This window comes from Pseudonocardia sp. EV170527-09, from assembly GCF_008369905.1.
Taxonomy (GTDB): Bacteria; Actinomycetota; Actinomycetes; order Mycobacteriales; family Pseudonocardiaceae; genus Pseudonocardia.
In genome coordinates this window covers 19,471-44,577 of record NZ_VRMC01000051.1, presented here as the reverse complement: position 1 = coordinate 44,577, position 25,107 = coordinate 19,471, and the positions used below count along the sequence as shown (strand labels likewise).

General features: G+C 73.7%; 21 protein-coding genes, 1 tRNA gene and 1 pseudogene. 10 read left to right on the top strand and 13 right to left on the bottom strand.

Annotation, left to right across the window (positions count from 1 at the left end):
- Positions 1–50 precede the first annotated feature (50 nt).
- Both FVA95_RS17045 and FVA95_RS17040 read right to left on the bottom strand, forming a co-directional pair.
- Positions 51–704, bottom strand: a complete 654-nt coding sequence (locus tag FVA95_RS17045; protein ID WP_161992336.1) for a TetR/AcrR family transcriptional regulator — start codon at positions 702–704, stop codon at positions 51–53.
- 89 nt (positions 705–793) lie between these two features.
- Positions 794–1,807, bottom strand: a complete 1,014-nt coding sequence (locus tag FVA95_RS17040; RefSeq protein ID WP_149665103.1) for an aldo/keto reductase — start codon at positions 1,805–1,807, stop codon at positions 794–796.
- Between the two features lie 234 nt (positions 1,808–2,041).
- On the opposite strand from FVA95_RS17040, the pseudogene FVA95_RS32980 reads away from it, so the two are divergent.
- Positions 2,042–2,161 (top strand): annotated as a pseudogene (locus tag FVA95_RS32980) (IS5/IS1182 family transposase); the annotation flags it as partial.
- 291 nt (positions 2,162–2,452) lie between these two features.
- On the opposite strand, the gene FVA95_RS17030 reads toward FVA95_RS32980, so the two are convergent.
- Positions 2,453–2,527, bottom strand: a tRNA-Ile gene (locus FVA95_RS17030).
- 96 nt (positions 2,528–2,623) lie between these two features.
- Here FVA95_RS17030 and FVA95_RS17025 point away from each other — a divergent pair.
- Entirely contained in the window at positions 2,624–3,496 is an 873-nt protein-coding gene (locus FVA95_RS17025; RefSeq protein WP_149665102.1) for an LLM class flavin-dependent oxidoreductase, read from the top strand.
- Between the two features lie 93 nt (positions 3,497–3,589).
- On the opposite strand, the gene FVA95_RS17020 is transcribed toward FVA95_RS17025, so the two are convergent.
- The 3 genes from FVA95_RS17020 to FVA95_RS17010 form a co-directional block, all read right to left on the bottom strand.
- Positions 3,590–4,291, bottom strand: a complete 702-nt coding sequence (locus FVA95_RS17020; RefSeq protein ID WP_149665101.1) for a TetR/AcrR family transcriptional regulator — start codon at positions 4,289–4,291, stop codon at positions 3,590–3,592.
- An 88-nt stretch (positions 4,292–4,379) separates the two neighbouring features.
- Positions 4,380–5,135, bottom strand: a complete 756-nt coding sequence (locus FVA95_RS17015; protein ID WP_020627460.1) for an SDR family oxidoreductase — start codon at positions 5,133–5,135, stop codon at positions 4,380–4,382.
- Between the two features lie 76 nt (positions 5,136–5,211).
- Positions 5,212–5,748, bottom strand: a complete 537-nt coding sequence (locus FVA95_RS17010; protein WP_161992335.1) for a metal-dependent hydrolase — start codon at positions 5,746–5,748, stop codon at positions 5,212–5,214.
- Positions 5,749–5,869: 121 nt separating this feature from the next.
- Between FVA95_RS17010 and FVA95_RS17005 the strand changes: the two genes are divergently transcribed.
- Positions 5,870–7,180: a D-arabinono-1,4-lactone oxidase gene (locus FVA95_RS17005; RefSeq protein ID WP_149665099.1), complete on the top strand. Its 1,311-nt coding sequence runs from the start codon at positions 5,870–5,872 to the stop codon at positions 7,178–7,180.
- Positions 7,162–8,172, top strand: a complete 1,011-nt coding sequence (locus tag FVA95_RS17000) for an alanine racemase (RefSeq protein WP_149665098.1) — start codon at positions 7,162–7,164, stop codon at positions 8,170–8,172. Before FVA95_RS17005 ends, FVA95_RS17000 begins: the two co-directional genes overlap by 19 nt.
- A 107-nt stretch (positions 8,173–8,279) precedes the next feature.
- On the opposite strand, the gene FVA95_RS16995 is transcribed toward FVA95_RS17000, so the two are convergent.
- From FVA95_RS16995 to FVA95_RS16985, 3 genes are all read right to left on the bottom strand, one after another.
- Positions 8,280–8,717, bottom strand: coding sequence for an SRPBCC family protein (locus FVA95_RS16995; protein WP_149665097.1), 438 nt, complete (start codon positions 8,715–8,717; stop codon positions 8,280–8,282).
- A 126-nt stretch (positions 8,718–8,843) separates the two neighbouring features.
- The gene (locus FVA95_RS16990) at positions 8,844–9,677 is read right to left on the bottom strand and encodes a phosphoenolpyruvate hydrolase family protein (RefSeq protein WP_149665096.1); all 834 of its coding nucleotides are present in this window, start codon (positions 9,675–9,677) and stop codon (positions 8,844–8,846) included.
- Entirely contained in the window at positions 9,674–10,864 is a 1,191-nt protein-coding gene (locus FVA95_RS16985) for a Tm-1-like ATP-binding domain-containing protein (RefSeq protein ID WP_149665095.1), read from the bottom strand. The genes FVA95_RS16990 and FVA95_RS16985 overlap by 4 nt, the downstream gene beginning before the upstream one ends.
- A gap of 127 nt (positions 10,865–10,991) precedes the next feature.
- On the opposite strand from FVA95_RS16985, the gene FVA95_RS16980 reads away from it, so the two are divergent.
- Positions 10,992–12,188, top strand: coding sequence for a hypothetical protein (locus FVA95_RS16980; protein ID WP_149665094.1), 1,197 nt, complete (start codon positions 10,992–10,994; stop codon positions 12,186–12,188).
- Positions 12,189–12,261: 73 nt separating this feature from the next.
- Here the strand turns inward: FVA95_RS16980 and FVA95_RS16975 are convergent, their stop codons facing one another.
- Complete coding sequence (locus tag FVA95_RS16975; protein ID WP_149665093.1) at positions 12,262–13,392, bottom strand: DoxX family protein; 1,131 nt, start codon at positions 13,390–13,392, stop codon at positions 12,262–12,264.
- An 81-nt stretch (positions 13,393–13,473) separates the two neighbouring features.
- Between FVA95_RS16975 and FVA95_RS16970 the strand changes: the two genes are divergently transcribed.
- Both FVA95_RS16970 and FVA95_RS16965 read left to right on the top strand, forming a co-directional pair.
- Entirely contained in the window at positions 13,474–14,436 is a 963-nt protein-coding gene (locus tag FVA95_RS16970; protein WP_020626789.1) for an ROK family protein, read from the top strand.
- A gap of 43 nt (positions 14,437–14,479) precedes the next feature.
- Positions 14,480–16,201 (top strand): alkaline phosphatase D family protein, encoded by a 1,722-nt coding sequence (locus tag FVA95_RS16965; protein ID WP_149665092.1) that lies wholly within the window; start codon positions 14,480–14,482, stop codon positions 16,199–16,201.
- A gap of 59 nt (positions 16,202–16,260) precedes the next feature.
- Here FVA95_RS16965 and FVA95_RS16960 read toward each other — a convergent pair whose 3' ends face one another.
- Positions 16,261–17,043: a maleylpyruvate isomerase family mycothiol-dependent enzyme gene (locus tag FVA95_RS16960; RefSeq protein ID WP_149665091.1), complete on the bottom strand. Its 783-nt coding sequence runs from the start codon at positions 17,041–17,043 to the stop codon at positions 16,261–16,263.
- Between the two features lie 85 nt (positions 17,044–17,128).
- Here FVA95_RS16960 and FVA95_RS16955 point away from each other — a divergent pair, with 85 nt between their 5' ends.
- Together FVA95_RS16955 and icmF are read left to right on the top strand one after the other, a co-directional pair.
- Complete coding sequence (locus FVA95_RS16955) at positions 17,129–17,512, top strand: hypothetical protein (RefSeq protein WP_149665090.1); 384 nt, start codon at positions 17,129–17,131, stop codon at positions 17,510–17,512.
- A 127-nt stretch (positions 17,513–17,639) separates the two neighbouring features.
- A complete protein-coding gene (icmF, locus tag FVA95_RS16950; RefSeq protein ID WP_149665089.1) occupies positions 17,640–20,906 on the top strand; it encodes a fused isobutyryl-CoA mutase/GTPase IcmF in 3,267 nt (1,088 codons plus the stop codon).
- A 72-nt stretch (positions 20,907–20,978) separates the two neighbouring features.
- Here the strand turns inward: icmF and FVA95_RS16945 are convergent, their stop codons facing one another.
- Both FVA95_RS16945 and FVA95_RS16940 read right to left on the bottom strand, forming a co-directional pair.
- Positions 20,979–22,394 (bottom strand): MFS transporter, encoded by a 1,416-nt coding sequence (locus FVA95_RS16945; RefSeq protein WP_149665088.1) that lies wholly within the window; start codon positions 22,392–22,394, stop codon positions 20,979–20,981.
- A gap of 463 nt (positions 22,395–22,857) precedes the next feature.
- On the bottom strand, positions 22,858–24,105 hold the full coding sequence (locus FVA95_RS16940) for an MFS transporter (protein ID WP_149665087.1): 1,248 nt from the start codon (positions 24,103–24,105) through the stop codon (positions 22,858–22,860).
- A gap of 67 nt (positions 24,106–24,172) precedes the next feature.
- On the opposite strand from FVA95_RS16940, the gene FVA95_RS16935 reads away from it, so the two are divergent.
- A complete protein-coding gene (locus tag FVA95_RS16935) occupies positions 24,173–25,072 on the top strand; it encodes a LysR substrate-binding domain-containing protein (protein ID WP_149665086.1) in 900 nt (299 codons plus the stop codon).
- Positions 25,073–25,107 lie beyond the last annotated feature (35 nt).

Here is a 25,107-nt window from a genome sequence, read left to right as displayed (position 1 = left end):
CCGACCCGAACCCGTCTCGTTCTCAGCAGAGCCCATAGGGTCTGATGTCATCACTCACAGTGCCCATCCCGCCGGACGCTGAGGTCCGGCGTGTCGGGCCGGAACCACCGTTCGTTGCACAGGCCCCCTGCATCCTGCGTCGACGAAGGACTGCGGACGGGTGTCGAGCCGCGGTCGGGGCGCAGGAGACCGTCGAGTGCCGCCTCGACCAGTCGTCCCACCGCTTCGGCATCGATCTCCCCGTGACCGACGAGCAGCCGGAAGATGAGGGGAGAGAAGAGCAGGTCGATCGCGGTGTCGGCGTCGATGTCGGGATGTGCCTCGCCGCGAGCCTGGACGCGTTCCCAGAGCACTCGCGTCTGGGCCCGGCGATGCTCGAAGAACCGGTCGCGGAGCTGCTCGGCGGCCTGAGGATCGCTCGCGGACGCTCCGATGAGCTGGCGCAGGACAACCCCGGCGGGGCTGCGGTAGTAGGCGGCGACATGACCGACCTGCTCGAGCAGGTCCCGCCGGCTGTCGCCGGTATCGGCCACCGGGACGTCGTGGCTCATGGTTTCGGCGAACGCGTCGATCGCGAGGGCGAGACGATGCGGCCAGTAGCGGTAGATGGTGGGCTTGCTGACTCCCGACGCGGCGCTGACCGCCTCGATGGTCACGGCAGGCACACCCTTGTCGCGGAGGATGTCAGCAGTCGTGGCGAGCACGGTGGCCTGGATACGGGGGTCGCGGGGGCGCCCCGGCCGGCGCGGCGGGGCGGCGTGCGCCGCCGCCCCGCCGTCGTGGGCCTGCGGGCTCAACGGACCGAGGGCGCTGCGGGGCGGGGGCCGCCCACGCTGCCGGGGCCGTAGCGTTCGCCGCTGACCCTCTCTCCGAGCGGCGCCAGCTCCGAGAGCGCCTGCTCGTCGAGGACGAGGTCGAGCGCGGCGAGGTTCTCCCCGATCCGCTCGGGACGGGTGGTACCAGGGATGGTGGTCACCGAGGTGCCCAACCGCTCGGCCTGCGCGTAGGTCCAGGCGAGCGCGACCTGTGCAGGCTTGGCGCCCAGTCGCTGCGCCACGGCCCGCACGACCTCGGCGATGCCCTCGTTCGCGTCGCCCGCCTCGCCCTGGAACCGGGGGTTGCGGCTGCGGAAGTCGGTCGGGGCCAGCTTCGTGCGATCGATCGTGCCGGTCAGGAACCCGCGTCCCAGCGGGGCGTAGGCGACCAGACCGACACCGAGCTCGGCCATCACCGGGGTGACCTGTTCGACATCGCGGGTCCACAACGAGTACTCCGACTGCACCGCAGCTATGGGGTGCACCGCGTGGGCTCGGCGAAGCTCCGCCGCACTGACCTCGGAGAGTCCGAGCGCACGGACCTTGCCCTGGCTGACCAGCTCGGCCATCGCGGCGACGGTCTCCTCGATGGCGACGTCCTGCGGCGGGCGATGCAGGTAGTACAGGTCGATCACATCAACGCCCAGACGCAGCAGCGAGGCCTCGCAGCACCGCTGGACGTAGGCGGCTTCGCCGCGGAAGCGACGGTTGGCGTCGCCGCCGCTGCGGTCGATGCCGAACTTGGTCGCCAGCCGGACCCGATCCCGCCGGTCATGGATCGCCCGACCGGCCAGGACCTCGTTGTGCCCGGAGCCGTAGATGTCGGCGGTGTCGAGCAGCGAGACGCCCTGCTCGATCGCCTCGTGGATCGTCGCGATCGAGCGGTCCCAGTCCGCCCCGCCGTAGTGCTCGCTCATCCCCATGCAGCCCAGTCCCATCACCGGGACCTCGATGTCTCCCAAGCGGTGTGATCGCACGATCGCGCTCCTCATATAATTTACGTAACGGAACGTAACGCAATCTACTCCCTGCTCGGCGTCGAGACCAGGGCGTGTCGAGGAACAAGGCCCCCTCCGCCCAGATGCCGCGTGGGTCGGCCGCGCCGGCGGTTGCCGTTCGAGCACTGCCGCGGGGACTGCGTGGACGCCGACCCAGGAGCCCGTTGGGCTCCAGCGGGAGCGCGAACCCCCGCGGACGTACGAGCAACCGCCCGCTGCGGCCGATGACGACCCCGGACCCGGCCGGAACGGGTGCGCGCGGACAAGGCCTACTCCTCGCGCGCGATCCGCCGACGTCTGCGCGAGCGCCGGATCGTCGCTGCCGTTCCGGAGCCCTCCGACCAGCAGGGCACCGCAAACCACGCGGCGTCCGGCCGCCCGGAAGCTGGCGCGACGACGTAGCAGTTCACCGGCGGGTGTCGAAGTCGCGGAAGCGACACCGGGCCGCGAAACCGCCACCGACGGAGCCGGCCCGCCGCTCGGTCCAGATCTCGCCGTGCCTCCCCATCCGCAGCGGTGGTCGTGCCGTCCTCGCTCCGCTCGTCGGCAGGTCCCCGAGACCTTCCGTGGGGAGACCGTGTGAGTAGATCAACTCACCTCTCACAGAGGTCGACAGCAAGGCTGTGACCTGGGCTTTTGTGCGGCGGGCCGGGCTCGAACCGGCAACCTGACGGGTTATGAGTCCGCTGCTCTGACCAATTGAGCTACCGCCGCGGCGAGCCGGAGGATACCGGAACCGGCACACTCCGAACCGCCGTCACCCCGGTCCTCCGACAGGGCCGGAGCACCCCCGGCATAGGGTGCCTCGGCATGCGGCTCGGTTACCTCACGCACGTCACCGGTGACGATCCGTCACGCGCCTACCGCGAGACGATCCGGCTGGCGGAGCGGGCCGAGGAACTCGGGTACGATTCGTTCTGGGTGGCCCAGCACCACGACGGACACCTCGGCGGGCGGTTGCCGTCGCCACTGGTCCTGCTGGCCGCGGTGGCCGAGCGGACCCGGCTGATCCGGCTCGGGACGGCGGTCGTCGCGCTGCCGCTGGAGGACCCGCGCCGGCTCGCCGAGGACGCCGGGGTGCTCGACGCGCTCTCCGGTGGGCGGCTGGAGCTCGGCATCGGGGCGGGAGCCGACCCCGACGCGGCGCGACGCTTCGGGCGTCACCACGACGACCGGCACCGCGACACCGTCGCCGCGCTCGACGTCCTGCTGGAGACGCTGCCGCCCGGGCTCGCCACGCAGCGGGTGTGGTGGGCGACGGGGACGCCGTCGTCGGTCGACGCCGCCGCGGTCCGCGGGGTGGGGGTGCTGTCGGGCAGGCCGCCGTCGTCGCACGGCGGGGTCGTCTCCGACCTGGCCCGGTACTGGACCTACGCCCGCGGGGTGCCCCGGGTCGCGCTGTCCCGGCCGCTCCCGGCGGGCCACTCGACCGGCCGGATCATCGACGAACTGCTGGCAGACCCCGCACTGCCGTGGGCGGGCGAGATCATCGTCCAGGCCCAGCCGTCGACGGTGCGGGCCGACGTCCACGACGAGGTGATGGAACGGACCGCGCGCTTCGTGCGGCCGTTCCTCGGGGTGGCGGGGCCGGCGCACGGGGCCGCGGTCGTCGAGGCGGTCGACACCGACGACGACCACCCGCCGGCGATGCGGCCGCGGCCCGTGCTGCGACCCCACCGTTAGGTGTGACTCCCAGCTGGGTCGTCGACGCGGACCGCCGGCACCGGGGCCTCCCGACGCCGCCTCGACACCCGCGCGCCGCGTTCCGCGGAACGCTCACCCCCGGCGCGCGAGCTCGGCCAGCCACTTCTTGAGCAGCACCGTCTCGGGCACCCCGAGGACGTCGTTGTCGTCCGGCAGCGTGAGCAGGGCCGCCGCTGCCGCGCCGACGCCCGGTTCCCCGGGCGCGCGCTCGCCCTGTCCGCCGGTGATCGCGGCGAGGGTGGCCTCCCGCATGTCGGCCGACAGCCCGGGGTCCGGGCGTGCGGTGATGATCTGGCGCAGGGTGACGCCGACGTTGGCGGCGAGGATGTGCGCCGCGGCGCGTTCCGGGGTCACGGTCAGTCGTCCCCGGCGGTCGGCCTCGCGGGTCAGGCCGAGCAGGGCCGCGGACGGCCCGTCCTGGGCCGCGGGCCGTCGTCCGGGTGTGACCTGGCCGTACATGAGGGCGTAGAAGCCGGGGTTCGCGATGCCGAACGAGACGTGGGCGTCCCAGCCGTCGCGGATGTCCTGGATCGGATCCCCGCTGGACTCCTGGGCCCGCTTCGCGGACAGGTACTGCTCGAACCCGTGCTCGACGACGGCGTCGAGCAGACCTTCCTTGCTGCCGAAGAAGTGGTACAGCGTCGGGAGGCGCACACCGGCGGCGTCGCAGATCGCCCGCAGCGGCACGCTCTCCCCCGGCGAGGCCGCGATGAGGTCGGCGGCCGCCCGCAGGAGCCGGTCGCGGGTCCCGGTCTCCGCCGGTCGATCTTCCACCGGCCCACTGTAGGGCGGCCGCGCGGCGCCGGGACGGCGACGGCGGCCTTCCGGCTGCCGCCGCGCCCCGGCGCTCACGACGACGTCCTCACCGCGTGGTGTAGCCGCCGTTGGCGAAGATCGTCTGACCGGTGATCCAGTGCCCCTCGGTGGCGAGGAACCGCACGATCGGGGCGATGTCCTCGATCCTGGTGAGCCGCCCGCCCATCGCCTGCGACTTGTGGAACTCGACCCGCTCCGGGGTCTCCTGCGGGTAGAAGAACGGGGTGTCCATCGGACCGGGCGCGATGCTGTTCACCGAGATGCCGCGGTCGGCGAACTCCTTGGACGCGGCGCGGGTGAAGTGCTCGACCGGGGACTTCCCACCGGCGTAGGTGGAGTAGCCGTCGGTGAAGGCGGCCAGCAGCGCCGTGACGATCGTGATGATCGAGCCGTTGTCGGAGACGCTGCGGCCGGCCTCCTTGATGAAGAAGTACGCGGCCTTGGAGTTGATGTCGAACATCGAGTCGTACTCGGCCTCGGTGGTCTCCACGATCGGCTTGCGGAGCACCTTGCCGACGGCGTTGACGGCGACGTCGATCGAGCCCAGCGAGCCCGTCGCGTCCGCGAAGAGCTTCTCGACCTCCGCCGGGACGGTCAGGTCCCCCTGCAGGAGCACACCCTCGCGGCCCGCGGCCTCGACCGCCTTCAGCGTCTCCTCGGCCTCGGCGCGCGAGGACTCGGAGTTGTAGTGGATCGCGACGTTCGCCCCCGCCTCGGCGGCCTGACGGCTGATCAGGCCCCCGAGGTTCTTGCCGCCCGCGGCGACGAGCACGTTCCGGCCCTGCAACGACTGTGTGGTCATGCGCTCTCCCAGATCGAATGTATCGCTTGTATATCCCTGTGTATCAGCTATACACAGCGTTGTCGACCGGGACCGCTCAGAACGCCCAGGTGCCGGTCATCAGCGCGACCCCCGTGACCGCCAGCAGTCCGACCACGACGTGTTCCCCGGTGCCACCGGTCCGGAACCGCAGCATCCGCGGCCAGCGGATCCCCACAAACGGCCAGAACGCGAACCGGTTCCCGTTCGAGGTCAGCTCGTCGCCGATCGCACCGATCCAGCAGCCCGCACCGGCCGCGACACCGGTCCAGACCGCCGTCTGGCCGGGCAGCAGGTACCCGGTCCCCCACCACGCCAGCAGCCCGACCGCGGCCGCGAACACCGGCGAGTGCGACAGCCCGCGGTGCGACACCCCGGTCGTCACCCGCGACAGCCACCGGATCACCCGGCACAGCAACCAGGTCACCGGCGGCAGCGCCCGCGCCGCGACGCTCGACGGATGGTCCAGGTCCGGCGCGAACGCGGCCAGCGCGCACACCACCACGACCACCGGCGCCAGCATCGGTGGCGGCGGCACCGCCGAGCACACCGCGAGCCCCAGCACCGCACCCGACAACGCGTGCGTACGCCCCATCATCGTGACCCCACCTTCTCCGGAAGAACACGGAACGTAATCACGTGCCACCGTCCCGACCGGTCCCCGACACGCGCGGGACGGTCTTGACCACACCCGGTGGGCCGCGCAGGCTCGCACCGTGACGCAGCGGTGGCGCAACTGGGCGGGCAACCAGCGCACCCGTCCGATCAGGACGGTCCGGGCGCGCGACACCGGCGATGTCGTCGACGCCGTCCGCCGGGCCGCCGAACAGGGCCTGCGGGTGCGTCCGCTCGGCAGCGGCCACTCCTTCACCGGCATCGGCGTGCCCGACGGCGTCGGGCTGACGGTGCCCGCCGACCTGGCCGGGCTGCGGTGCGACGGCGCGCTCGTGACCGTCCCGGCCGGGGTCACCCTGCACACGCTCAACCGGTGGCTGTGGGCGCGCGGACGGGCGCTGCCGAACCTCGGCGACATCGACGCCCAGACCGTCGCCGGCGCGATCTCCACCGGCACCCACGGCACCGGCGCCGGGTACCGCGGCATCGCCGACGCGGTGCGCGGGCTGCTCCTCGTCGACGGCACCGGCACGGTGCACACCCTCGACGCGACCCGCGAGCCCGACCTGTTCGACCTGGCCAGGGTCGGGCTCGGGGCGCTCGGGGTGATCGTCGAGGTGACCCTGGAGACCGTCCCCGCGTTCCACCTGCACGCCCGCGAGAGCGCCCGCCCGCTCGCCGAGGTCCTCGACGGTCTCGACGCGCTCGTCGCGGCACACGACCACGTCGAGTTCTACTGGTTCCCGCACACCACCACCGCGGTGCTGAAGACCGACGACCGGACCGGCGCGACCGCCCCCCGCCGCAGCCGGGCCGCCGCTCTCGTCGGCGACGAGCTGCTCGGCAACGGCGTGTTCGGGCTGGTCCAGCGGGTCGCCGCAGTAGCACCGCCGTCGGTACCGCGGCTCAACCGGGTCATGGCCGGACAGATGGCCGCCGGGGAGTACGTGGCCCCGTCCTACGCGGTGTTCTGCAGCCCGCGCCGCGTGCGGTTCCTGGAGATGGAGTACGCCGTGCCGCGGGCCGCGCTCGGTGAGGCGTTCGCCGGACTGCGGGCCGCCGCCGCCCGGCACGCCGCGGACGTCGCGTTCCCCGTCGAGGTCCGGGTGCTCGGCGGCGACGACATCGCACTGTCCACCGCGTACGGACGCGACACCGCCTACCTCGCGGTGCACGTCCACGCGCGACGCCCGCACGAGGCGTACTTCGGCGCCGTCGAGTCGGTGCTGTCCGCACTGGACGGACGTCCGCACTGGGGCAAGCTGCACACCCGCACCGCGGAGCAGCTGCGGCCCCGCTACCCGCGGTTCGACGCGTTCGTCGCCGCGCGGGACCGGCTCGACCCGGAGGGCCGGTTCCGCAACCCCTACCTCGACCGGGTCCTGGGGGTTCCGTGCACGTCGACGACCTGACCACGCCCGCGCTGCTGGTCGACGCGGCCGCGCTGGAGGCCAACCTCGCGGACATGGCGGCGCTGCTGCCCGGGCCGCGTCTGCGCCCGCACGTGAAGGCGCACAAGACGACCGAGCTGGCCCGACGACAGGCCGCCCACGGCCACACCGGGTTCACCTGTGCCACCGTGCGCGAGGTGGAGGGCATGGCCGCGGCCGGTCTGGGGGCGGACCTGCTGCTGGCCAACGAGGTGCTCGACGCGCGCCGGCTCGGTGCCGTCGTCCGGTCCGGGGCCCGGGTGACACTCGCGATCGACTCCGAGCAGACGCTGCGCGCAGCCGTCGACGGCGGCGTCCGCGAGGTGCTGATCGACGTCAACATCGGACTGCCGCGCTGCGGGATCGCGCCGGCCCGCGCCGGGGCGCTCGCCGACGCCGCCCGCGCCGCCGGGCTGACCGTGCGCGGGGTGATGGGCTACGAGGGCCACCTGCAGATGCTCCCCGACCAGGCCGAACGGGCCCGGCTGACCGCCGAGTGCACCGACCGGCTCCGCGCGGCGCACGCCGACGTCGGCGGCGAGATCGTCTCCGGCGGCGGCACCGGAACACACGCGTTGAACACCGCGTGCACCGAGATCCAGGCCGGGTCCTACGCGCTGATGGACACCGCCTACACCGCCGCCGGGCTGCCGTTCCGCCAGGCGCTCACCGTGCTGTCCACGGTGGTCTCCACGACCGCGCCGGACGGCGACATGCCCGGCTGGGCGGTCGCCGACGCCGGACTCAAGGCGTTCGGCATGGACCACGGCAACCCCTCCGTCCCCCGCGGGAACGTGTGGTTCTGCGCCGACGAGCACCTCGTGTTCGCCGCCGACACCCCACCGGCCACCGGCGACCGGGTGCGGATCGCGCCCGCACACGTCGACCCCACCGTCGCCCTCCACGAGCGGATGCACGTCGTGCAGGGCGACCGGGTCGTCGACACCTGGGCGGTCGACCTGCGCGGCTGGTGAGGTCAGCCGGCGTCGATGCCGCCGCCCGGGGGCCACGGGTCGGGCACGATCGCGTACCGGCCAGGTGGCCCTACGCCGCGTCCGACCGCGGAGCAGGGCCCGCCCGCTCACACCCAGCGTTGCGCCAGCGCGGCCAGCCCGGCCGCGAACGCGCCGTTCGCGAACAGCCCGGCGAGCTCGCCCTCGTCGGCGCCGTCCGCATCGAATTCGGTCCACCACTCACCGAAGGTGTGCCCGACCGCGGTGACCGGGGCCAGCCGGATGGTGGAGACGTAGCGGCGCACTGGGAACGGCGACTCGAGGATCTCGTAGGTGAGGGCGTGCCCGCGCTCGTCGAGTGCGGTCAGCTCCTCGACGACGGTGCCGCCGCCGTCGGCCAGTGTCAGGCGCCGCTGCGCACCGATCTCGCTGCCGGACGCGCCACGGATCAGCTCGCAGGTCGCGATCGCCGGGTGCCAGCGGTGGAGGCCACCGAAGTCACGGACGTGCGGCCACACCTCGGCCAGCGGTGCCGTGATCACGGCGCTGGAGTAGGGACGGGGCATCGGGAGCTCCTCCTCGGGAGTGTCAGGACTGCCGGCGCAGGTGAGGGGCCTGTACCGCGAGCTGGTCGAGCTGACCGCGGCGACCTCGCCTCCCTGCCCGGCGGCGGGGCGGGCATCCGCGCGCCGTCACCGCTCCAGCACCTTCTTGAACGCGCGGGTCTGCTCGGTCAGCGCGGTCTCGGTCGGCAGCCGCTCCATCGACGAGGCCCCGTAGAAGCCGTGGCAGACCGTCGCCGAGCGCAGCACGTGCGCGGCGTCCTCCGGCATCGCGACCGGGCCGCCGTGGACGAGGACGAGGACGTCGTCGCGGACCTCCAGCGCGGCCTGCCCCCACTCGTCGACGAGCGCGACGCAGTCGTCCAGGGTCCTCGCCGTGCCGGCGCCGATCGCGCCGCCGGTGGTGAGCCCCATGTGGCACACCACGATGTCGGCGCCGGCCCGGGCCATGGCGCGGGCGTCCTCGGCGGAGAAGACGTACGGCGTGGTCAGCATGTCCTTGGCCCGCGCCGCGGCGACGAGGTCGACCTCCAGCGCGTAGCCCATGCCGGTCTCCTCCAGGTTGGCCCGGAAGGTGCCGTCGATCAGCCCGACGGTCGGGAAGTTCTGGATGCCGGCGAACCCGAGCGAGGACAGCTCGTCGAGGAAGCGGTCGGTGAACAGGAACGGGTCGGTGCCGTTGACCCCGGCCAGCACCGGGGTGCGGCGGACCACCGGCAGCACCTCGGCCGCCATCTCGACGACGATGTCGTTGGCGTTGCCGTAGGCCAGCAGCCCGGCCAGCGAGCCGCGGCCCGCCATCCGGTAGCGCCCGGAGTTGTAGATGACGATGAGGTCGATCCCGCCGGCCTCCTCGCACTTGGCCGACAGCCCGGTGCCCGCACCGCCGCCGACGATCGGCTCGCCGCGGGCGGCCATCTCGCCGAACCGCTCCATCAGCTCCGCGCGGGTGAACCGCCTCATCGCCGCACCTCCTGCCAGGCCGAGACCACCGCGTCGGCGAACTCGGGGTCGTTGACGTGGTGTGGCACCCGCCGGACGTTCCCCGGGGAGTCCACACCGGACTCGATCGCAGCGAACAGCGCCGCGTCGGCCTCGGGATCGTGGAACGCCGCGCTCGACGCGTCCAGTGCGGACACCCCGCCCAGCGGGAGCAGGAACCGCCACGGCCCGGTCAGCGCGTTCATCTTCGCCGCCAGCCAGGCCCCGATCTCCCGGTTCTCGTCGACGGTGGTGCGCATCAGGGTGACGTTCGCGTTGTGCTCGTGGAACAGCCGGTCGGCGAACCGGCCCGGGACGGTGTCCCGAGCGCCGAAGTTGACCATGTCCAGGGCGCCGCAGGAACCGACCCACGGCACCGCGGTGCGGGCGATCGGGTCCAGCCGGTCCGGGCCGCAGGCCATCACCCCGCCGACGAGCAGGTCCGCGACCTCGGTGGTGGTCAGGTCCAGCACCGAGTCGACCAGGCCGGAGTCGACGAGCTTCTCCATCGACGGGCCGCCGGAGCCGGTGGCGTGGAAGACCAGTGCGTCGACGTCGTCGCCGAGCCGCTGGCGTACCGCGGTGACCAGCGGGGTGGTCACCCCGAACATCGTCAGCCCGACGGCGGGCAGGTCGGCACCCGTCTCCGGCGGCGGAGCGGTCACGGCGGCGGCCAGCATGTGCGCGGCGTTGGCCAGCACCCGTCGCGAGATGCGGTTGAGGCCCGCGATGTCGGTGACGGCGTAGAGCATCGCGACGTCGCTCGTCCCCACGTAGGGCGCGGTGTCGCCGGAGGCGACCGTGGAGACCATCAGCTTGGGCACCCCGACCGGGAGGTCGCGCATCGCCGGGGTGACCAGCGCGGTCCCGCCCGAGCCGCCGAGCCCGAGGACGCCGCCGACGTCGTCGCGGCCGGCGAGGAAGGCCCGCAGCGCCCGGGTCATCGCCCCCACCGCGCTGCCGCGGTCCCCGGTGAACACCGCGTCGGCACCGTCGGGGTGGCAGGCAGCCACCTCGGCGGCGGTGATGTCCGGACCGGGGCTCGCCGCGCCGGAGGTGGACACGTCCACCCGGCGCACGTCGGCGCCGTCGGCGGCCATCAGCTCGGCCACGAAGGCCAGCTCGGCGCCCTTGGTGTCGAACGTGCCGATCACGTACGCGGTCCCCACACCGGAGTTCTACCCGGACCCGGGTACCCGGGGCGAGGGTCGGAGCTCGGACGGCGCAGGGCACCATGGACACGCCCCCCTTCCGCCGGGCTCGTGACCTCGGGGCCCGTGACGTCGTTGGAGAGACATGCTCGGTCAACCGGACGACCCGCGTGGCATCGTGCTCCCGCTCGACGGGCGGCCCGGCGGGACGGAGACCGGCGCCCCCGAACGCAACGGTGGCCCGCGTCCCCTCCGCAACGGGAGCCCGCCTCCCGGCCCGGCGCTGCTGCTGAGCTGGGCCCCCACCCCGGCCGTCGACGACGACCGCACCTGGGCGACGTTGTCGGCGTCGAGCGAGCTGGCGCGGCGGCTCGCGCCCGACGCGGGCCGCGGTCCCGCCGCCGGGCTCACCTTCCGGCTCGCGCTGCCCGAGGCGTTCGGCGCCGAGCCGCTGCTGCGCCTGGCCGGCGGTGAGACGGCGGCGGCGGCCCCCGGGTCGTCGGCACTGGTGCCGGTCGCGCCCACCGCGCCCGGTGACCGGCACGGCGCCGGGCTGGGCCTGCTCACCCTGACCACCGCGGCCGAGATCGCCGCGACCGGCACCCAGACCCGGGTGCTCGACGAGCTGACCGCCGCGGTCGACCAGCTGGCGCCGTCGTGCGTGATGCGACTGGACTCGCGGCTGCGGGCGGCCGAGGAGTCGCTGCGCGAGGCCCAGACCGAGCTGCTCGAGCGCGGCTCGCTCGTCGTCGACGGCGCCCGGACCGACAGCGGCTCCCCGTCGCGCGGGCTCGAGACGGCGGTCGCGAACCTGTCGGTGCTGCGCCACCAGACGCACGCCTGGATCGCGGGCTGGGAGCGGGCCGTCGCCGGGGCGGATCCGTCGGGCACGCCCGGCCTGGCGCTGCGCGACGCGCTCGGCGAGGTCGGCAAGCTCGGCTGGACCGGGTTCCCGGCCGCGGTGCACGGCGCCTACCAGGCGCTCGTCCTGGACGCCCGGCGCATCCTGCTCACCGCGGCGGACCACCTGCTGCGCGCCCCGAACCGGCCGCTGACCGCGCTGCGCCCCCTGGTCGAGAGCGACCTCGCGGGCCGGGCCGCGGACGTCGCGCGGCTGCACCGGCTGCTGACCACGCTGTCGATGCTGCCGCAGACCGTGCGCAAGCGCTCCGGCGGGATGATGCCGAACCTGATCGCCGACCAGGCGGCGGCCAACGCACGCAGCCAGGCGCTGTTCACGCGGATGGCGAACGCGCTGCGCTCCCCGGTGTGGGACGGCCGCGTCGTCGTCGAGGTGCGGTCGCTCGACTCGGGCGAGCTGCAGGTGCTGCGCCCGATCTGACCCGGGACACGCCACGGCCCTCCCGTCCGGCGCGGTGCCGGTCGGGAGGGCCGTGGACGGGTGTCGCGGTGGGTCAGCGGGCGACGGCCTTGGCGCGCTTGCGCGCGTCCTTCGCCGACGCCTTGGCCTGCTTGGCGGCCTCGGCACCGGCCACCGACGCGCGGTCGGCCAGGTCCGAGCCGAGCTTCGCGGCCTGGGACTGGGCCTGGGTGACCAGGGTGGAGAAGCGGTCGACGTACTCGGGGACACGCTTCTCCGCGCGGGCGGCGGCCTTGCGGGCCTGCTTCTCCCAGCGGGCGCGGCGCTTCTCGGCCTCGCGCACCCACTTGCCACCGGTGCGCCCGGCGGCCTTGCGGTACTGGGCACCCTTCTTGTCCACGAGCTTCTCGAGCCGGGCGCCACGCTTCTCGGCCGCCTTCGCCAGCTTGGCGCCACGCTTCTCGGCGACCTTCGCCTTCTTCTGGGCCGCCTTCGAGGTGCGCTCGGCGGCGGCCGAGAGCTGCTCGGACCAGGTGGAGGCCTTGTCCGAGGCGACCTCGGACAGGTGCGCGGCCTGCTCGGAGGCCTTGCCGCCCCACTCGGTGGCGCGCTCGCGCACGACCGGGCCGTACTCCTCGACGGCCCCGGCCAGCTTCTCCCGGCTGCCCGCGGCGGCCGCGGCGATCGAGGTGCCCGCGCCGGCCAGTCCTGCGGCGAGCTGGGCACCGGTGTCCGAGCCGGAGCCGGAGAGCCGGGCCTGGGCCCGCTCGGCGGCCTTGCGCGTCCGGTAGGCGTGCGACGGCTTGCCGTGCGTGTCGGCGGCCGCGATGAGCAGCCCGCCGAGGAGGCCGACGTTCTTCAGGAAGTGGATCTGCTCGTTGGCACGCTTCTGCTGGTCGGTCTCCTCCCAGAAGCGGTGCCCGGCCAGCGTGGTCGGGACGAGCGAGGCGGCCAGCGCGGTGGCCGACAGGCGGGGGAACTTGCCCAGGGCGAGCAGGGAGCCCGCCACGATCTTCACACCGGCGTCGACCTTGACCAGGGTCTCGTTGTCCGGGCGCCGCTCCAGCGGGGCGTTCTCCACGACCTTGTCGATGGCCGGGGCGGCCTGGTCGAGGACGGGCTTGACGGCGGACGACAACGCGTCGGCATTCCGCAGCTCGTTGATTCCGCCGAAGATGAACACGGCGGCGAGGGCGGGTCGGGCTACACGTCGCAAGACTGGCATGGGGCACCTTTCCCCGGCCCGCCCGTCCGCAAACCCGGGGTGGGTGTGGCGTCACCGCCACGGGGTGGCAATCATGCCCGGGTGACGAACGGACGGCGGGCCATCGGGCTCGACATCGGAGGAACGAAGGTCGCCGGAGCGATCGTGGGCGAGGATGGCACGGTCCACGCCGAGCTGCGGCGCAACACCCCGGACACGTCCGATGCGGACACGATGACCACCCTGTTGCGGGAGATGGTCGAGGAGCTGCGCGGCGGCACCGAGGGCGCGGACGTCTGCGCGATCGGCGTCGGTGCCGCGGGGACCGTGGAGTGGCCGGTCGGCCGGATCCGCTGGGCACCCAACAACAACTACGAGAACTGGGACGTGCGCGGCCTGCTGGAGGCCTCGTGCGGGCTGCCGGTGGTCGTCGACAACGACGGCAACGTCGCCGGCCTGGCCGAGGCCCGGCTCGGCGGAACCCGCAACGACGACATGGTGCTGCTGACCGTCGGCACCGGCATCGGCGCGGGGATCGTGCTCGACGGGAAGATCTACCGCGGCCCGCACGGCCTCGGTGCCGAGGTCGGGCACATGAACGTCAACCCGGACGGCCCGAAGTGCGGCTGCGGCAACCACGGCTGCCTGGAGGCCGTCGCGTCCGGGACCGCGTTGACCCGGATGGGGCGCAGCGCCGCCCTGCACGACCCGCGGGGCATGATCGCGACCCTGGCCGAGGAGGCCGGGGGCGAGGTCACCGGCCAGCACGTGACCATGGCCGCGATGGCGGGCGACAGCACGGCGGCGTCGCTGTTCCAGCGGCTCGGACGGTCGCTGGGGATCGGCATCGCCAGCATCAACGCGATCTTCGAGTTCGAGGTCGTGCTGATCGGCGGCGGACTCGTCGACGCGGGCGAGCTCCTGCTCGAACCGGCCCGCCGGGCGGCCCGCGAGTTCCACTACGGCCCGCCCGAGGTCCGCCCGATCCCGCCGGTGCTGCCCGCCACCTACAAGGGTGACGCCGGGAAGATCGGTGCGGGACTGCTGGCACTCGAGGAGACCTGATCTCGCTCCGCGACCGGACCGGGGCGCGACTACCCTCGGACGGGTGACACTCCTGCTCGGACCGGTGCTGCGGCACGTCGACGAGACCAGTGCCCTGGTCTGGGTGCAGACCTCCGGCCCGTGCAGCGTCTCGGTGCTGGGCTGCGACGCCGAGACCTTCGAGGTGGCGGGCCACCACTTCGCCCTGGTGCAGGTGACCGGGCTGACGCCGGACACCCGCACCGCCTACGAGGTCCACCTCGACGGCGAGCGGGTCTGGCCGTTGCCGCACTCGCCGTTCCCGCCGAGCCTGATCACGACGCGCGGCGCGGATTCCGAGGCCCACCAGCGGATCGTGTTCGGCTCCTGCCGCTACGTGAAGCTCGCCGACCCGAAGCAGGCCCGCCGGTACGGCCTCGACGCACTCGACGTCTACGCCGGCCGGATGGCCGGGCTGCCCCCGGAGACCTGGCCGACCACGCTGCTGCCGCTCGGCGACCAGGTCTACGCCGACGAGCTCACCCCGCAGACCCGGCGGCGGATCGCCGGGCGCCGGGAGCAGCACCCGGACTGGCCCGACGACGAGATCGTCGGCTTCGACGAGTACTCGGGCCTCTACCGCGACACCTGGTCGGACCCCGAGGTGCGGTGGATGCTCTCGACCGTCCCCACAGCGATGATCTTCGACGACCACGACGTCCGCGACGACTGGAACACCTCCGGCGCGTGGCGCGAGCAGATCGCCCGCGCGCCGTGGTGGTCCGAGCGCATCCGCTCCGGCCTGGCCTCGTACTGGGTCCACCAGCACCTGGGCAATCTCTCCCCCGCCGAGCTGGCGGCCGACCGGACCTGGCAGGAGGTGCAGGCCGCCGACGGCGACGTCTGGCCGCTGCTGTCGCAGCGGGCCGCCCGCTGGGACGTGGAGACCGGCACCGGCGACGCCCGCGGCAAGGACGAACGCTTCTCCTTCTGCTGGGAGCTGGGCCGTACCCGGCTGATCGTCCTGGACTCCCGCAACGGGCGGATCGTCGAGTCCACGCCGCGGCGGATGGTCTCCGACGCCGAGTTCGACTGGATCCGGTCGAAGGCGCTGGCCCCCGGCGTCGTGGACCACCTCGTGCTGGGCACCTCGGTGCCCTGGCTGATGCCGCAGGTCATCTCCGATCTGGAGGCCGCGACCGAGAAGGGCGCGAACGGCTCCGGCCGCGTGGCGGCGGTCGCCGAGTGGGCCCGCCAGGAGGCCGACCTGGAGCACTGGCCCGCGTTCGGCCACTCCTTCGCCCGGCTCGCCGAGCTGATCCGCCAGGCGTGCCGCCCGCGTGGCGGGGACGCACCGCCCGCCACGGTGTCGGTGCTGTCGGGCGACGTCCACCACTCCTACGCCGCCGCCGCCGACGTGCACACCCACTCCCCCGGGGACCGGCCGGGCCGCGGACCGGAGGGCACCCGAGTCCATCAGCTGACCTGCTCGCCGGTGCACAACGTGGTCCCCGCGGTGATGCGGGTGATGTTCCGGATCACCTGGTCGCGGCTGCTGGGCAGGGTGACGACCCGCTGGACCCGCCGCACCGGGGCCGGCAGCGCTGGGGTGGCCTGGGAGCGGACGGCCGGCCCGCTGTTCGGCAACCTCGTCGCGACCCTGGAGACCGACGGGCGACGGGCGTCGTGCCGGTTCGAGCGGCCCCGCTCGGCCGCGGTGCTCGACACCGCGGCCGAGGTCGTGCTGACCCCGCAGTCGCCGCCCGCCGCGGCGCAGCAGCGCGCGGGGACGGTCCCGGCGGGCTGAGCGCGACGCCGGCACCGCTGTCCCCCGCCATGCCCGCGCAGGCGCGTGACCGGTCCCGCTCAGAACCCGGTGCGGGCCAGCCACCCCGTCCAGACACCGGCGTCGCCGAGGACCTGGAGGCGGTCGTCGTCGGCGGGGATCCGGCGGGTGACGCCCTGGAGCAGGTCGGCGGCGGTGCCGCGGACGGCGGCGTCGCCCTTGCCGTGCCCGTGCTCCCAGACGACCCGTCCGCCCGCGCCGCGGACCATCCACTCCCCCGCCCCGTCCGGGACGTCGTCGGTGGCGTGCAGGTGCAGCGTGGCGCCGTCGGCCAGCGGCGGCTCGTCGGCGGCGGGGCGGGCGGCGAGCAGACCCAACCACTCCGAGACACCGTCGGCGGCCACCTGCGGGTCGAGGGGGAACGGCGCCCCGAGCGCGACGGCGGCATCGGCGCGGTGTACCGTCGCCTCGTGCAGCCGACGCCGCACCCACCACGCCGAGGGCCGTGGCCCGGTGAAGGTCCACACCGGCGCGGTCGGCCCCGCCGCGACGACGGCGTCGAGCAGCTCGGTCGCGCCGTCGCGCAGCCACTGCGCCGCGACCTCCGGGCCGCCCTCGGGCGGCTTGCCCCCGGGCACCTCGCGCGGGTCGAGGGCCTCGGTCGCACCGGTGGCGACCATCCGGGCCGCCCACCGGTGCCCGCGCCCGACGTGGCGGAGCAGCTGCAGCAGCGACCAGCCGGGGCAGGTCGGGACGGGGGTGGCCGGGTCGGCCGTCGCCAGCAGCGCGGCGAGCCGGTCGTTCTCGGTGAGCAGGACGGCGGCATACGGGTCGACAGCGGTGCGCTCCGGTGTCGTGGTCATGAATTCGTACCCCCGGTCGCGGAACATGTGGGTGGGTTGCGGCGAGTCGTGCATGACGGTCGCCCGATTCGGGTAGGCATGGATCATGCCGCCTCATCGCGACTGGACGCGACGGGGCGCGGGGCGGGCGCTGCTGTACTGGCCGTTGACGGCTTTCCTGTTGGTGGCCGCGTTCCCCGCGTACTCCGTGGTGCTGGTCATCGCCTCCGGGATCCTGCTGCCCACCCTCGGCCTCGTCGCCGGTCTGGCCGGGAAGCGCTGGCGGGCGCGCAAGCTCGCCCGGGCGCGTCGTGCGCTGTCCGACGTCGTGGACACCACCCCACCCGCCGAGGACGGCGCCGTCGCCCACGAGGACGGGTCCGACGCGGCCGGTCCGGGGGCGGCCTGGCCGACCGGCCGGCACGCACGGCGGGCCCGCGAGCAGGCAGCTCCGGCCGCCGAGGAGCCCGCGGCACGCGACGCGGCCTGACCCGCACCGCACGACCCGCTGTGACGCTCGCCGACTTCCTTGTATGTCCAATACTAGGATGTCAAACTAAACCGGCCGGGACACCGCCGTCCGCCCGGCGGGAGGAACGTCGCCGATGAGCACGGAGATGAGCACGGGCACGAACGCGCAGGCCGAGCTGCACGTCCCCACGCATCCGGTCCGTTTCGTGACCGCGGCCAGCCTGTTCGACGGGCACGACGCCGCCATCAACATCATGCGCCGGATCCTGCAGCGTCAGGGAGCCGAGGTGATCCACCTCGGCCACAACCGCTCGGTCGACGAGGTCGTGACCGCCGCGATCCAGGAGGACGTCCAGGGCGTCGCGATCTCGTCCTACCAGGGCGGACACGTCGAGTACTTCTCCTACCTGGTCGAGCTGCTGCGCGAGCGCGGCGCCGGCCACATCAGGGTCTACGGCGGGGGCGGCGGCGTGATCGTCCCCGAGGAGATCGAGCTGCTGCACTCCCGTGGCGTCTCCCGGATCTTCTCCCCCGAGGACGGCCAGCACCTGGGCCTCCCGGGGATGATCAACATCATGATCCGCGAGTGCGACACCGACCTCGCGCCCCGGCCGCCGTCGTCGTTCGACGGGCTGTTCTCCGGGGAGACCGCGACGCTGGCGCGGGCGCTGACCCTCGCCGAGTCCGGAACGCTGCCCGCGGAGGTCCGCGAGCGCGTCGCCGCGTCCGAGCGGTCCGTCCCGGTCCTCGGCATCACCGGCACCGGTGGTTCCGGCAAGTCCTCGTTGACCGACGAGCTGGTGCGCCGCTTCCGGCTCGACCAGGAGGACAAGCTCCGCATCGCGGTGCTCGCCGTCGACCCGACCCGGCGCAAGGGCGGCGGTGCGCTGCTCGGCGACCGCATCCGGATGAACGCGCTGTCGTCCGGGTCTGCCGGCGCGGGAGGCGGTCACAGCCCGGTGTTCTTCCGCAGCCTCGCCACCCGCGGCGGCGACGGCGGCTCGCTGCCCGAGCGCCTCGGCGACACCATCGCGGTGCTGCGCGCGGCCGGGTTCGACCTGGTCGTCGTCGAGACCCCGGGCATCGGCCAGGGCGACGCGGGGATCGTCCCGTTCGTCGACCACTCGCTGTACGTGATGACGCCGGAGTTCGGCGCCGCCTCGCAGCTCGAGAAGATCGACATGCTGGACTTCGCCGACGTCGTCGCGATCAACAAGTTCGAGCGCCGCGGCGCCGAGGACGCCCGGCGCGACGTCGGCCGCCAGCTGGTGCGCAACCGCGAGGAGTTCGGTGCGACCTGGGAGGACATGCCGGTCTTCGGCACCTCGGCCGCCACCTTCAACGACGACGGCGTCACCGCGCTCTACCAGCACCTGCTCGGCCTGCTCGCCGAGGACGGGCTGGCCGTCGGCGAGGGCAGGCTCCCCCGCGTCACGACCAAGACCTCCAGCCACCACGCCGCGGTCATCCCGCCGGACCGGGTCCGCTACCTCGCCGAGATCTCCCAGGCCGTGCGCGGCTACCACGCCGACACCGAGTCCCACGCGCAGGCGGCCCGCACCGCCCAGCACCTGCGCACCGCCGCCGAGCTGGTCGGCGGCGACGACCTGGCGCAGGCGCTCCGCACCGCCGAGAAGAAGGTCCCGGCCGAGTCCGCCGAGCTGCTGGCGGCCTGGCCGTCGCGGGTCGCGGACTACTCCGGCGACGAGTACGTCTACACCGTGCGCGACAAGGAGTTCCGCACGAAGCTGACCAAGGAGACGCTGTCCGGCAGCAAGGTCCGCCGGGTCGCACTGCCCCGCTTCGACGACGACGCGGCGCTCCTGCGCTTCCTGCGCAAGGAGAACCTGCCGGGCTTCTACCCGTTCACCGCCGGGGTGTTCCCGTTCAAGCGCGAGGGCGAGGACCCGGCGCGCATGTTCGCCGGCGAGGGCGACCCGTTCCGCACCAACCGGCGGTTCAAGTACCTCTCCCAGGACTCCGACGCCAAGCGCCTGTCGACGGCCTTCGACTCGGTCACCCTCTACGGCCACGACCCCGACACCCGCCCCGACATCTACGGCAAGGTCGGCACCTCGGGCGTCTCGATCGCGACGCTGGACGACCTCAAGGCCCTCTACGACGGCTTCGACCTCTGCTCACCGACCACCTCGGTGTCGATGACGATCAACGGCCCGGCGCCGACGATCCTCGCCTACTTCCTCAACACCGCGATCGACCAGCAGGTCGAGCGGTTCCGCGACGAGCAGGGCCGCGAGCCCGACGCGGGGGAACGCGAGGAGCTCGTCGCCTACGCGCTGGCGAACGTCCGCGGCACGGTGCAGGCCGACATCCTCAAGGAGGACCAGGGCCAGAACACCTGCATCTTCTCCACCGAGTTCTCGCTGCGGATGATGGCCGACATCCAGGAGTGGTTCATCGCGCACAAGGTGCGCAACTTCTACTCCGTCTCGATCTCCGGCTACCACATCGCCGAGGCCGGGGCGAACCCCATCAGCCAGCTCGCCTTCACCCTCGCGAACGGGTTCACCTTCGTCGAGAGCTACCTGGCGCGCGGCATGGACGTCGACGACTTCGCGCCCAACCTGTCGTTCTTCTTCTCCAACGGGATGGACGCCGAGTACACGGTGATCGGCCGGGTCGCCCGCCGCATCTGGGCGATCGCGATGAAGGAGCGCTACGGGGCGAACGAGCGCTCACAGAAGCTGAAGTACCACGTCCAGACGTCGGGGCGGTCCCTGCACGCGCAGGAGATGAACTTCAACGACATCCGCACCACACTGCAGGCGCTCTGCGCGCTCTACGACAACGCGAACTCCCTGCACACCAACGCCTACGACGAGGCGGTCACCACGCCGTCGCAGGAGTCGGTGCGCCGCGCGATGGCCATCCAGATGATCATCAACAAGGAGTGGGGCCTGTCTCTGAACGAGAACCCGCTGCAGGGCTCGTTCGTCGTCGACGAGCTCACCGACCTCGTGGAGGAGGCGGTGCTGCGCGAGTTCGAGTCGATCGCCGAGCGCGGCGGTGTGCTGGGCGCGATGGAGACCGGCTACCAGCGTGGCCGGATCCAGGACGAGTCGATGCTCTACGAGCACCGCAAGCACACCGGTGAGCTGCCGATCGTCGGCGTCAACACCTTCCTGAAGCCGGCCGACCCGGACGAGCAGCCCCAGGAGATCGAGCTGGCCCGCGCCACCGAGGCCGAGAAGCAGTCCCAGCTCGACCGACTCGCGGACTTCCAGTCCCGGCACCGCACGGAGGCCGAGCAGGCGCTGCGGCGGCTGCAGGACGTCGCGACCGGCGACGGCAACGTGTTCGACGAGCTGATGAAGGCCGCACGGGTGTGCTCGCTGGGTCAGCTGACGACGGCGTTCTTCGAGGTCGGCGGGCAGTACCGGCGGAACATGTGAGGTCGGGGCGGGCCGGGTGATCCCGGCCCACCGGGCCGGGGCCGCGCCCCCGCTGCCGCGGGGGCGGGCCTCTCACCAGCGGCCGCGCCGGTTCGGGATCCGCGCGGCGGCCAGGCCGACAGCGGCGAGCGCCACCGCCAGTACCCCGTAGGCGATCCCGGCGGCGAGGCCCGGGTCGTCGGCGGCGGTGACGGCGGCGGTCAGCACCGACACCGCCGCGATCCCGCCCATCTGCCGGAACATGATGCGCAGCCCGGACACCGCGGCCACCTCGTCGGGCACCAGGTGCATGCCGGCGTTGTTGGCGGCCGGGCCGGACAGGCCCGTGCCCAGCCCGAGCAGGGTGGACCCGGCCAGCAGCCACACCGTGGGCCCACCGAACAGGGGCGTCACCGCGGTGACCACCAGCCCGGCGACGACGGCGACCAGCCCGCCGAGCAGCAGCGGCCGGAACCCGAGCCGGCGCAGCAGCGCCACCGCGACCGCCGAGGTGACGATGGTGCCGATCGCGCGGCCGGTGAGCAGTGCCCCGGCGACGAACGCGGGCAGGTCGTAGCGGACCTGGGCGTAGAGCGGCAGGGTCGCCGAGAACCCGATCACCACGGCGCCGAAGACGACGTTGGTGACGTTCATGATCCCCAGGCCGCGGCCGGCGAGCAGGTGCACGGGGACGACCGCGTCGGGCCGCCGCCGGGCGTGCCGGACGAACACCGCACCCGCCACCAGCGCGACCACGCCGGCCAGGACGGTCCAGCCCGGCCCGGACGCGGGCGAGCCGAGCCGGGTGATGGTGAGCATCGTGGCGAGCAGGGTCAGGACCAGCAGTGCGATGCCGGCGACGTCGATCCGGGCGGTGCGTCGATGCGGCGGGTCGTCGACCAGGGCCAGCCCGACCGCGACGAGCAGGATCCCGATCGGCACGTTCACCAGGAAGATGCCGTGCCAGGTCCAGGTGGTGAGCACCAGCCCGCCGACCAGCGGTCCGAGGATCGCGCCGATCGGGAAGACGCTGGTGAACAGCGCGAGCGCCCGGTCCCGTTCCCGGCCGAACTGGTGCGCGACGATCCCGTTGGCGGCCGGCAGCATCACGCCGCCCGCGAGGCCCTGCACCAGCCGGCAGGCGATGAGCACGCCGATCGAGGGGCTGAGCGCGCTCAGCGCGGACATCACCGTGAACACGGTGACCCCGGCCAGGAACATCCGGCGGCCGCCGAAACGGTCGGAGAGCCACCCGCCCAGCGGCAGCGCGAGGATCTGCCCGACGGCGGCGACGGTCACCACCCAGCCGGTCCAGGCCAGGTCGGCGCCGAGGTCGCCGCTGATCGTGGTCAGCGCGGTGGCGACCGACGTGCCGTCGAGGGAGAACATCAGCAGCGCCAGGCCGACGACGGCGAACACCGGCACCCGGCGGGGCAGCGGGTCGTCCCCGGGCGGGCCGGCAGAGCCGTCCCCGGGTGGGCGGTGGGTGTCGTGGGCGGCGTCGGTCACGTGGTGGGCACACCTGCCTTCCCGGAGGAAACGGACATGATGTGCTTACCACAAGCTAATCACCTCGGGCGGGGCGGCCAGCTCGCGATCCCCCTGACCTGTCCGGCGTCAGCGGCGGGAGCGGTTGCGGCGACGGCCGCGGTTCCAGCCGCCGAGGATGCCGATCGCCTCGACGAACGACTCGGCGGCCTTGGAGAGCTTGCGTCCGGCCTTCCGCATCGGGTTCCTCCGAAAGTTCTGTGGTGCTGGGAGCGAGACCCCACCGTGACAGACCGCGACGGGCCGCGAACACGGGGGCACTGCTCCGCAGGGGTGGCGAACCGGACGGCACTACTCCCCTGCTCCGGGTGCCCACCACCCGCTCGGACGACCACGACTCGGCGTGTCGGGTGGCGACGACACCGACGGAGCAGCGCCGTGGCCGCTCCGACGGGTCACTGGTCCAGGTGGGGAGAAGCGCGTGTCACACCGCGGGCGCCGGGGTCCGGCGCAGCACGAGCGCCAGCGCCAGCGCGCCCAGCAGCAGCACGCTGACGTAGCCGGTCACCCCGACCCAGCCGGCGTGGTCGTAGGCGACCCCTCCGAGGGCACCGCCGATGCTGGACCCGGCGTAGTAGCCGACCAGGTACAGCGACGAGGCCTGGGCCGGCACCGCCCCCGGCAGCGTCGCCGAGCGGCGCCCCACCCACGAGCTGGCGACCGAGTGCGCCCCGAAGAAGCCGACGGTGACCAGCAGCAGCCCCGCGAGGGTGGTGGGCAGCAGATCGGGCAGGGTCACCCAGATCCCGGCGAGGGCGAGCAGCGTCGCCACCCACAGCACGGGGCGGCGCCCGAACCTGTCTCCCAGCCGCCCGGCACCGGTGGAGGCCCAGCTGCCGGCGAGGTAGCCGAGGAACACCAGCCCGACGAGGGTGCCGGGCAGCGAGAACGGCGGGGCCAGCAGCCGGAAGCCGAGATAGTTGTAGACGGTGACGAACGCGCCCATCAGCAGGAACGCCATCCCGAACAGGCAGAGCAGACCCCGGTCGGTGAGGTGGCGACGCAGCGGCCCGCCGAGGTCGCGCAGCCGGGTGCGGGCCGGGGTGGGCGCCGTCGCGGGCGGCAGGAGCAGCCGGAAGGCGACGGTCGCGAGCACCGAGACCACACCGACCGCGGCGAGGCCCGCCCGCCAGCCGCCGAGCTCGGCGACCCACGAGGCGACGAGCCGCCCGGACAGCCCGCCGAGGGTGTTGCCGGCGATGAGCAGCCCGACCGCACCGCCGAGGTGCCGCGGAGCGACCTCGTGGGTGACGTGGGCCATCGACAGCGCGGGCAGTGCCGCGAGGGCGATCCCCTGCAGCCCGCGCACCAGGACGAGGGTCTCGAACGTGGGCGCCAGGGGGGCGAGCAGCGCGAGCACCGCCGACGCCGCGAGTGCCCAGGTCATGACCCGCGCCCGCCCCCAGGACTCGGTGAGCGCGGACAGCGGCAGTACGGCGAGGGCGAGCGTGCCGGTCGTCGCCGACAGCACGAGACTGGCCGTGGACGAGGAGACGCCGAACTCCGCCGAGAGCGTCGGCAGCAGCCCCTGCACGCTGTAGACCAGCACGAACGTCGCCAGACCGGACAGCCACAGGGCGATGCCGAGCCGCCGGTAGCCGGGCGTGCCGCGCTCGTGCGGCGGGGCGGGCCGGGTGGCGGTCGAGGCTGGGGGGTGCTCGGTCGTTGTCATCGCATACGACCGTAGGCACTGTCGATGCATGCGTCCAATGCATGCATCGAAGCCGTAGCATTCGTCCATGCATGAGTCGTTGGCGCCGGCGCTGCACCGGTTCGTCGCGGTCGCGCGCGACGGTCACCTCACCCGCGCCGCGGAGCGGATCGGGGTCCCGCAGTCCACGCTGTCCCGGGCGATCGCCCGGCTGGAGGACGAGCTGGGCGTCGCGCTGTTCCGGCGGGCCGGGCGCGGGCTCGCGCTGACCGTGGCCGGGCGCACGCTGCTGCCGCGGGCCGAGGCCGCACTGGCCGAGCTCGCCGCGGGCGTGGCGGAGGTCGCGGGCGACGCCGACCCGGTGACCGGCCGGGTCGCACTCGGCTTCCTCGGGACAATGGGCACCACCGCCGTGCCGGGCATCCTGCGGGAGTTCCGGGAGCACCACCCGCGGGTGCGGATCGAGCTGGTGCAGGTGCCGCACGCCGCGCTGCTGGAACGGGTCCGCGACGGCCGGGTCGACCTGGCGCTGACCTCCCCGATGCCCGACGAGCCGGGGCTCGTCGCGACCCCGCTGGCCGAGGAGGAGCTGCTGCTGGCGGTGCCGTCCGGGCATCGGCTGGCGGGCGCGGACTCCGCGGATCTCACCGAGGTCGCCGACGACCCGTTCCTGCTGTTCGCCCGCGGCTACGGGCTCCAGGGGGTGGTGGAGTCGTGGTGCGCGCAGGCCGGATTCCGCCCACGGCGGGCGTTCGAGGGCGGGGAGACGGCGACGCTGCGTGGCCTGGTCGGGGCCGGGCTGGGCGTCGCGCTGCTCCCGGCCGGACCGGACGTGCCGGGCGTGGTACAGGTGCCGGTGCACAGTCCGCACACGGTCCGGACGCTGGGGATGGTGCACGCGACCGACCCGCGGCCGACCGCACCGGTGCGGGACCTGCGGGCCTTCGTCGTCCGGCACGGGCCGCGCTGGCTGGTGCCGACCGGCTGAGCCGGCGCCGCCGGCCCGACCGGGACGCCCGGGCC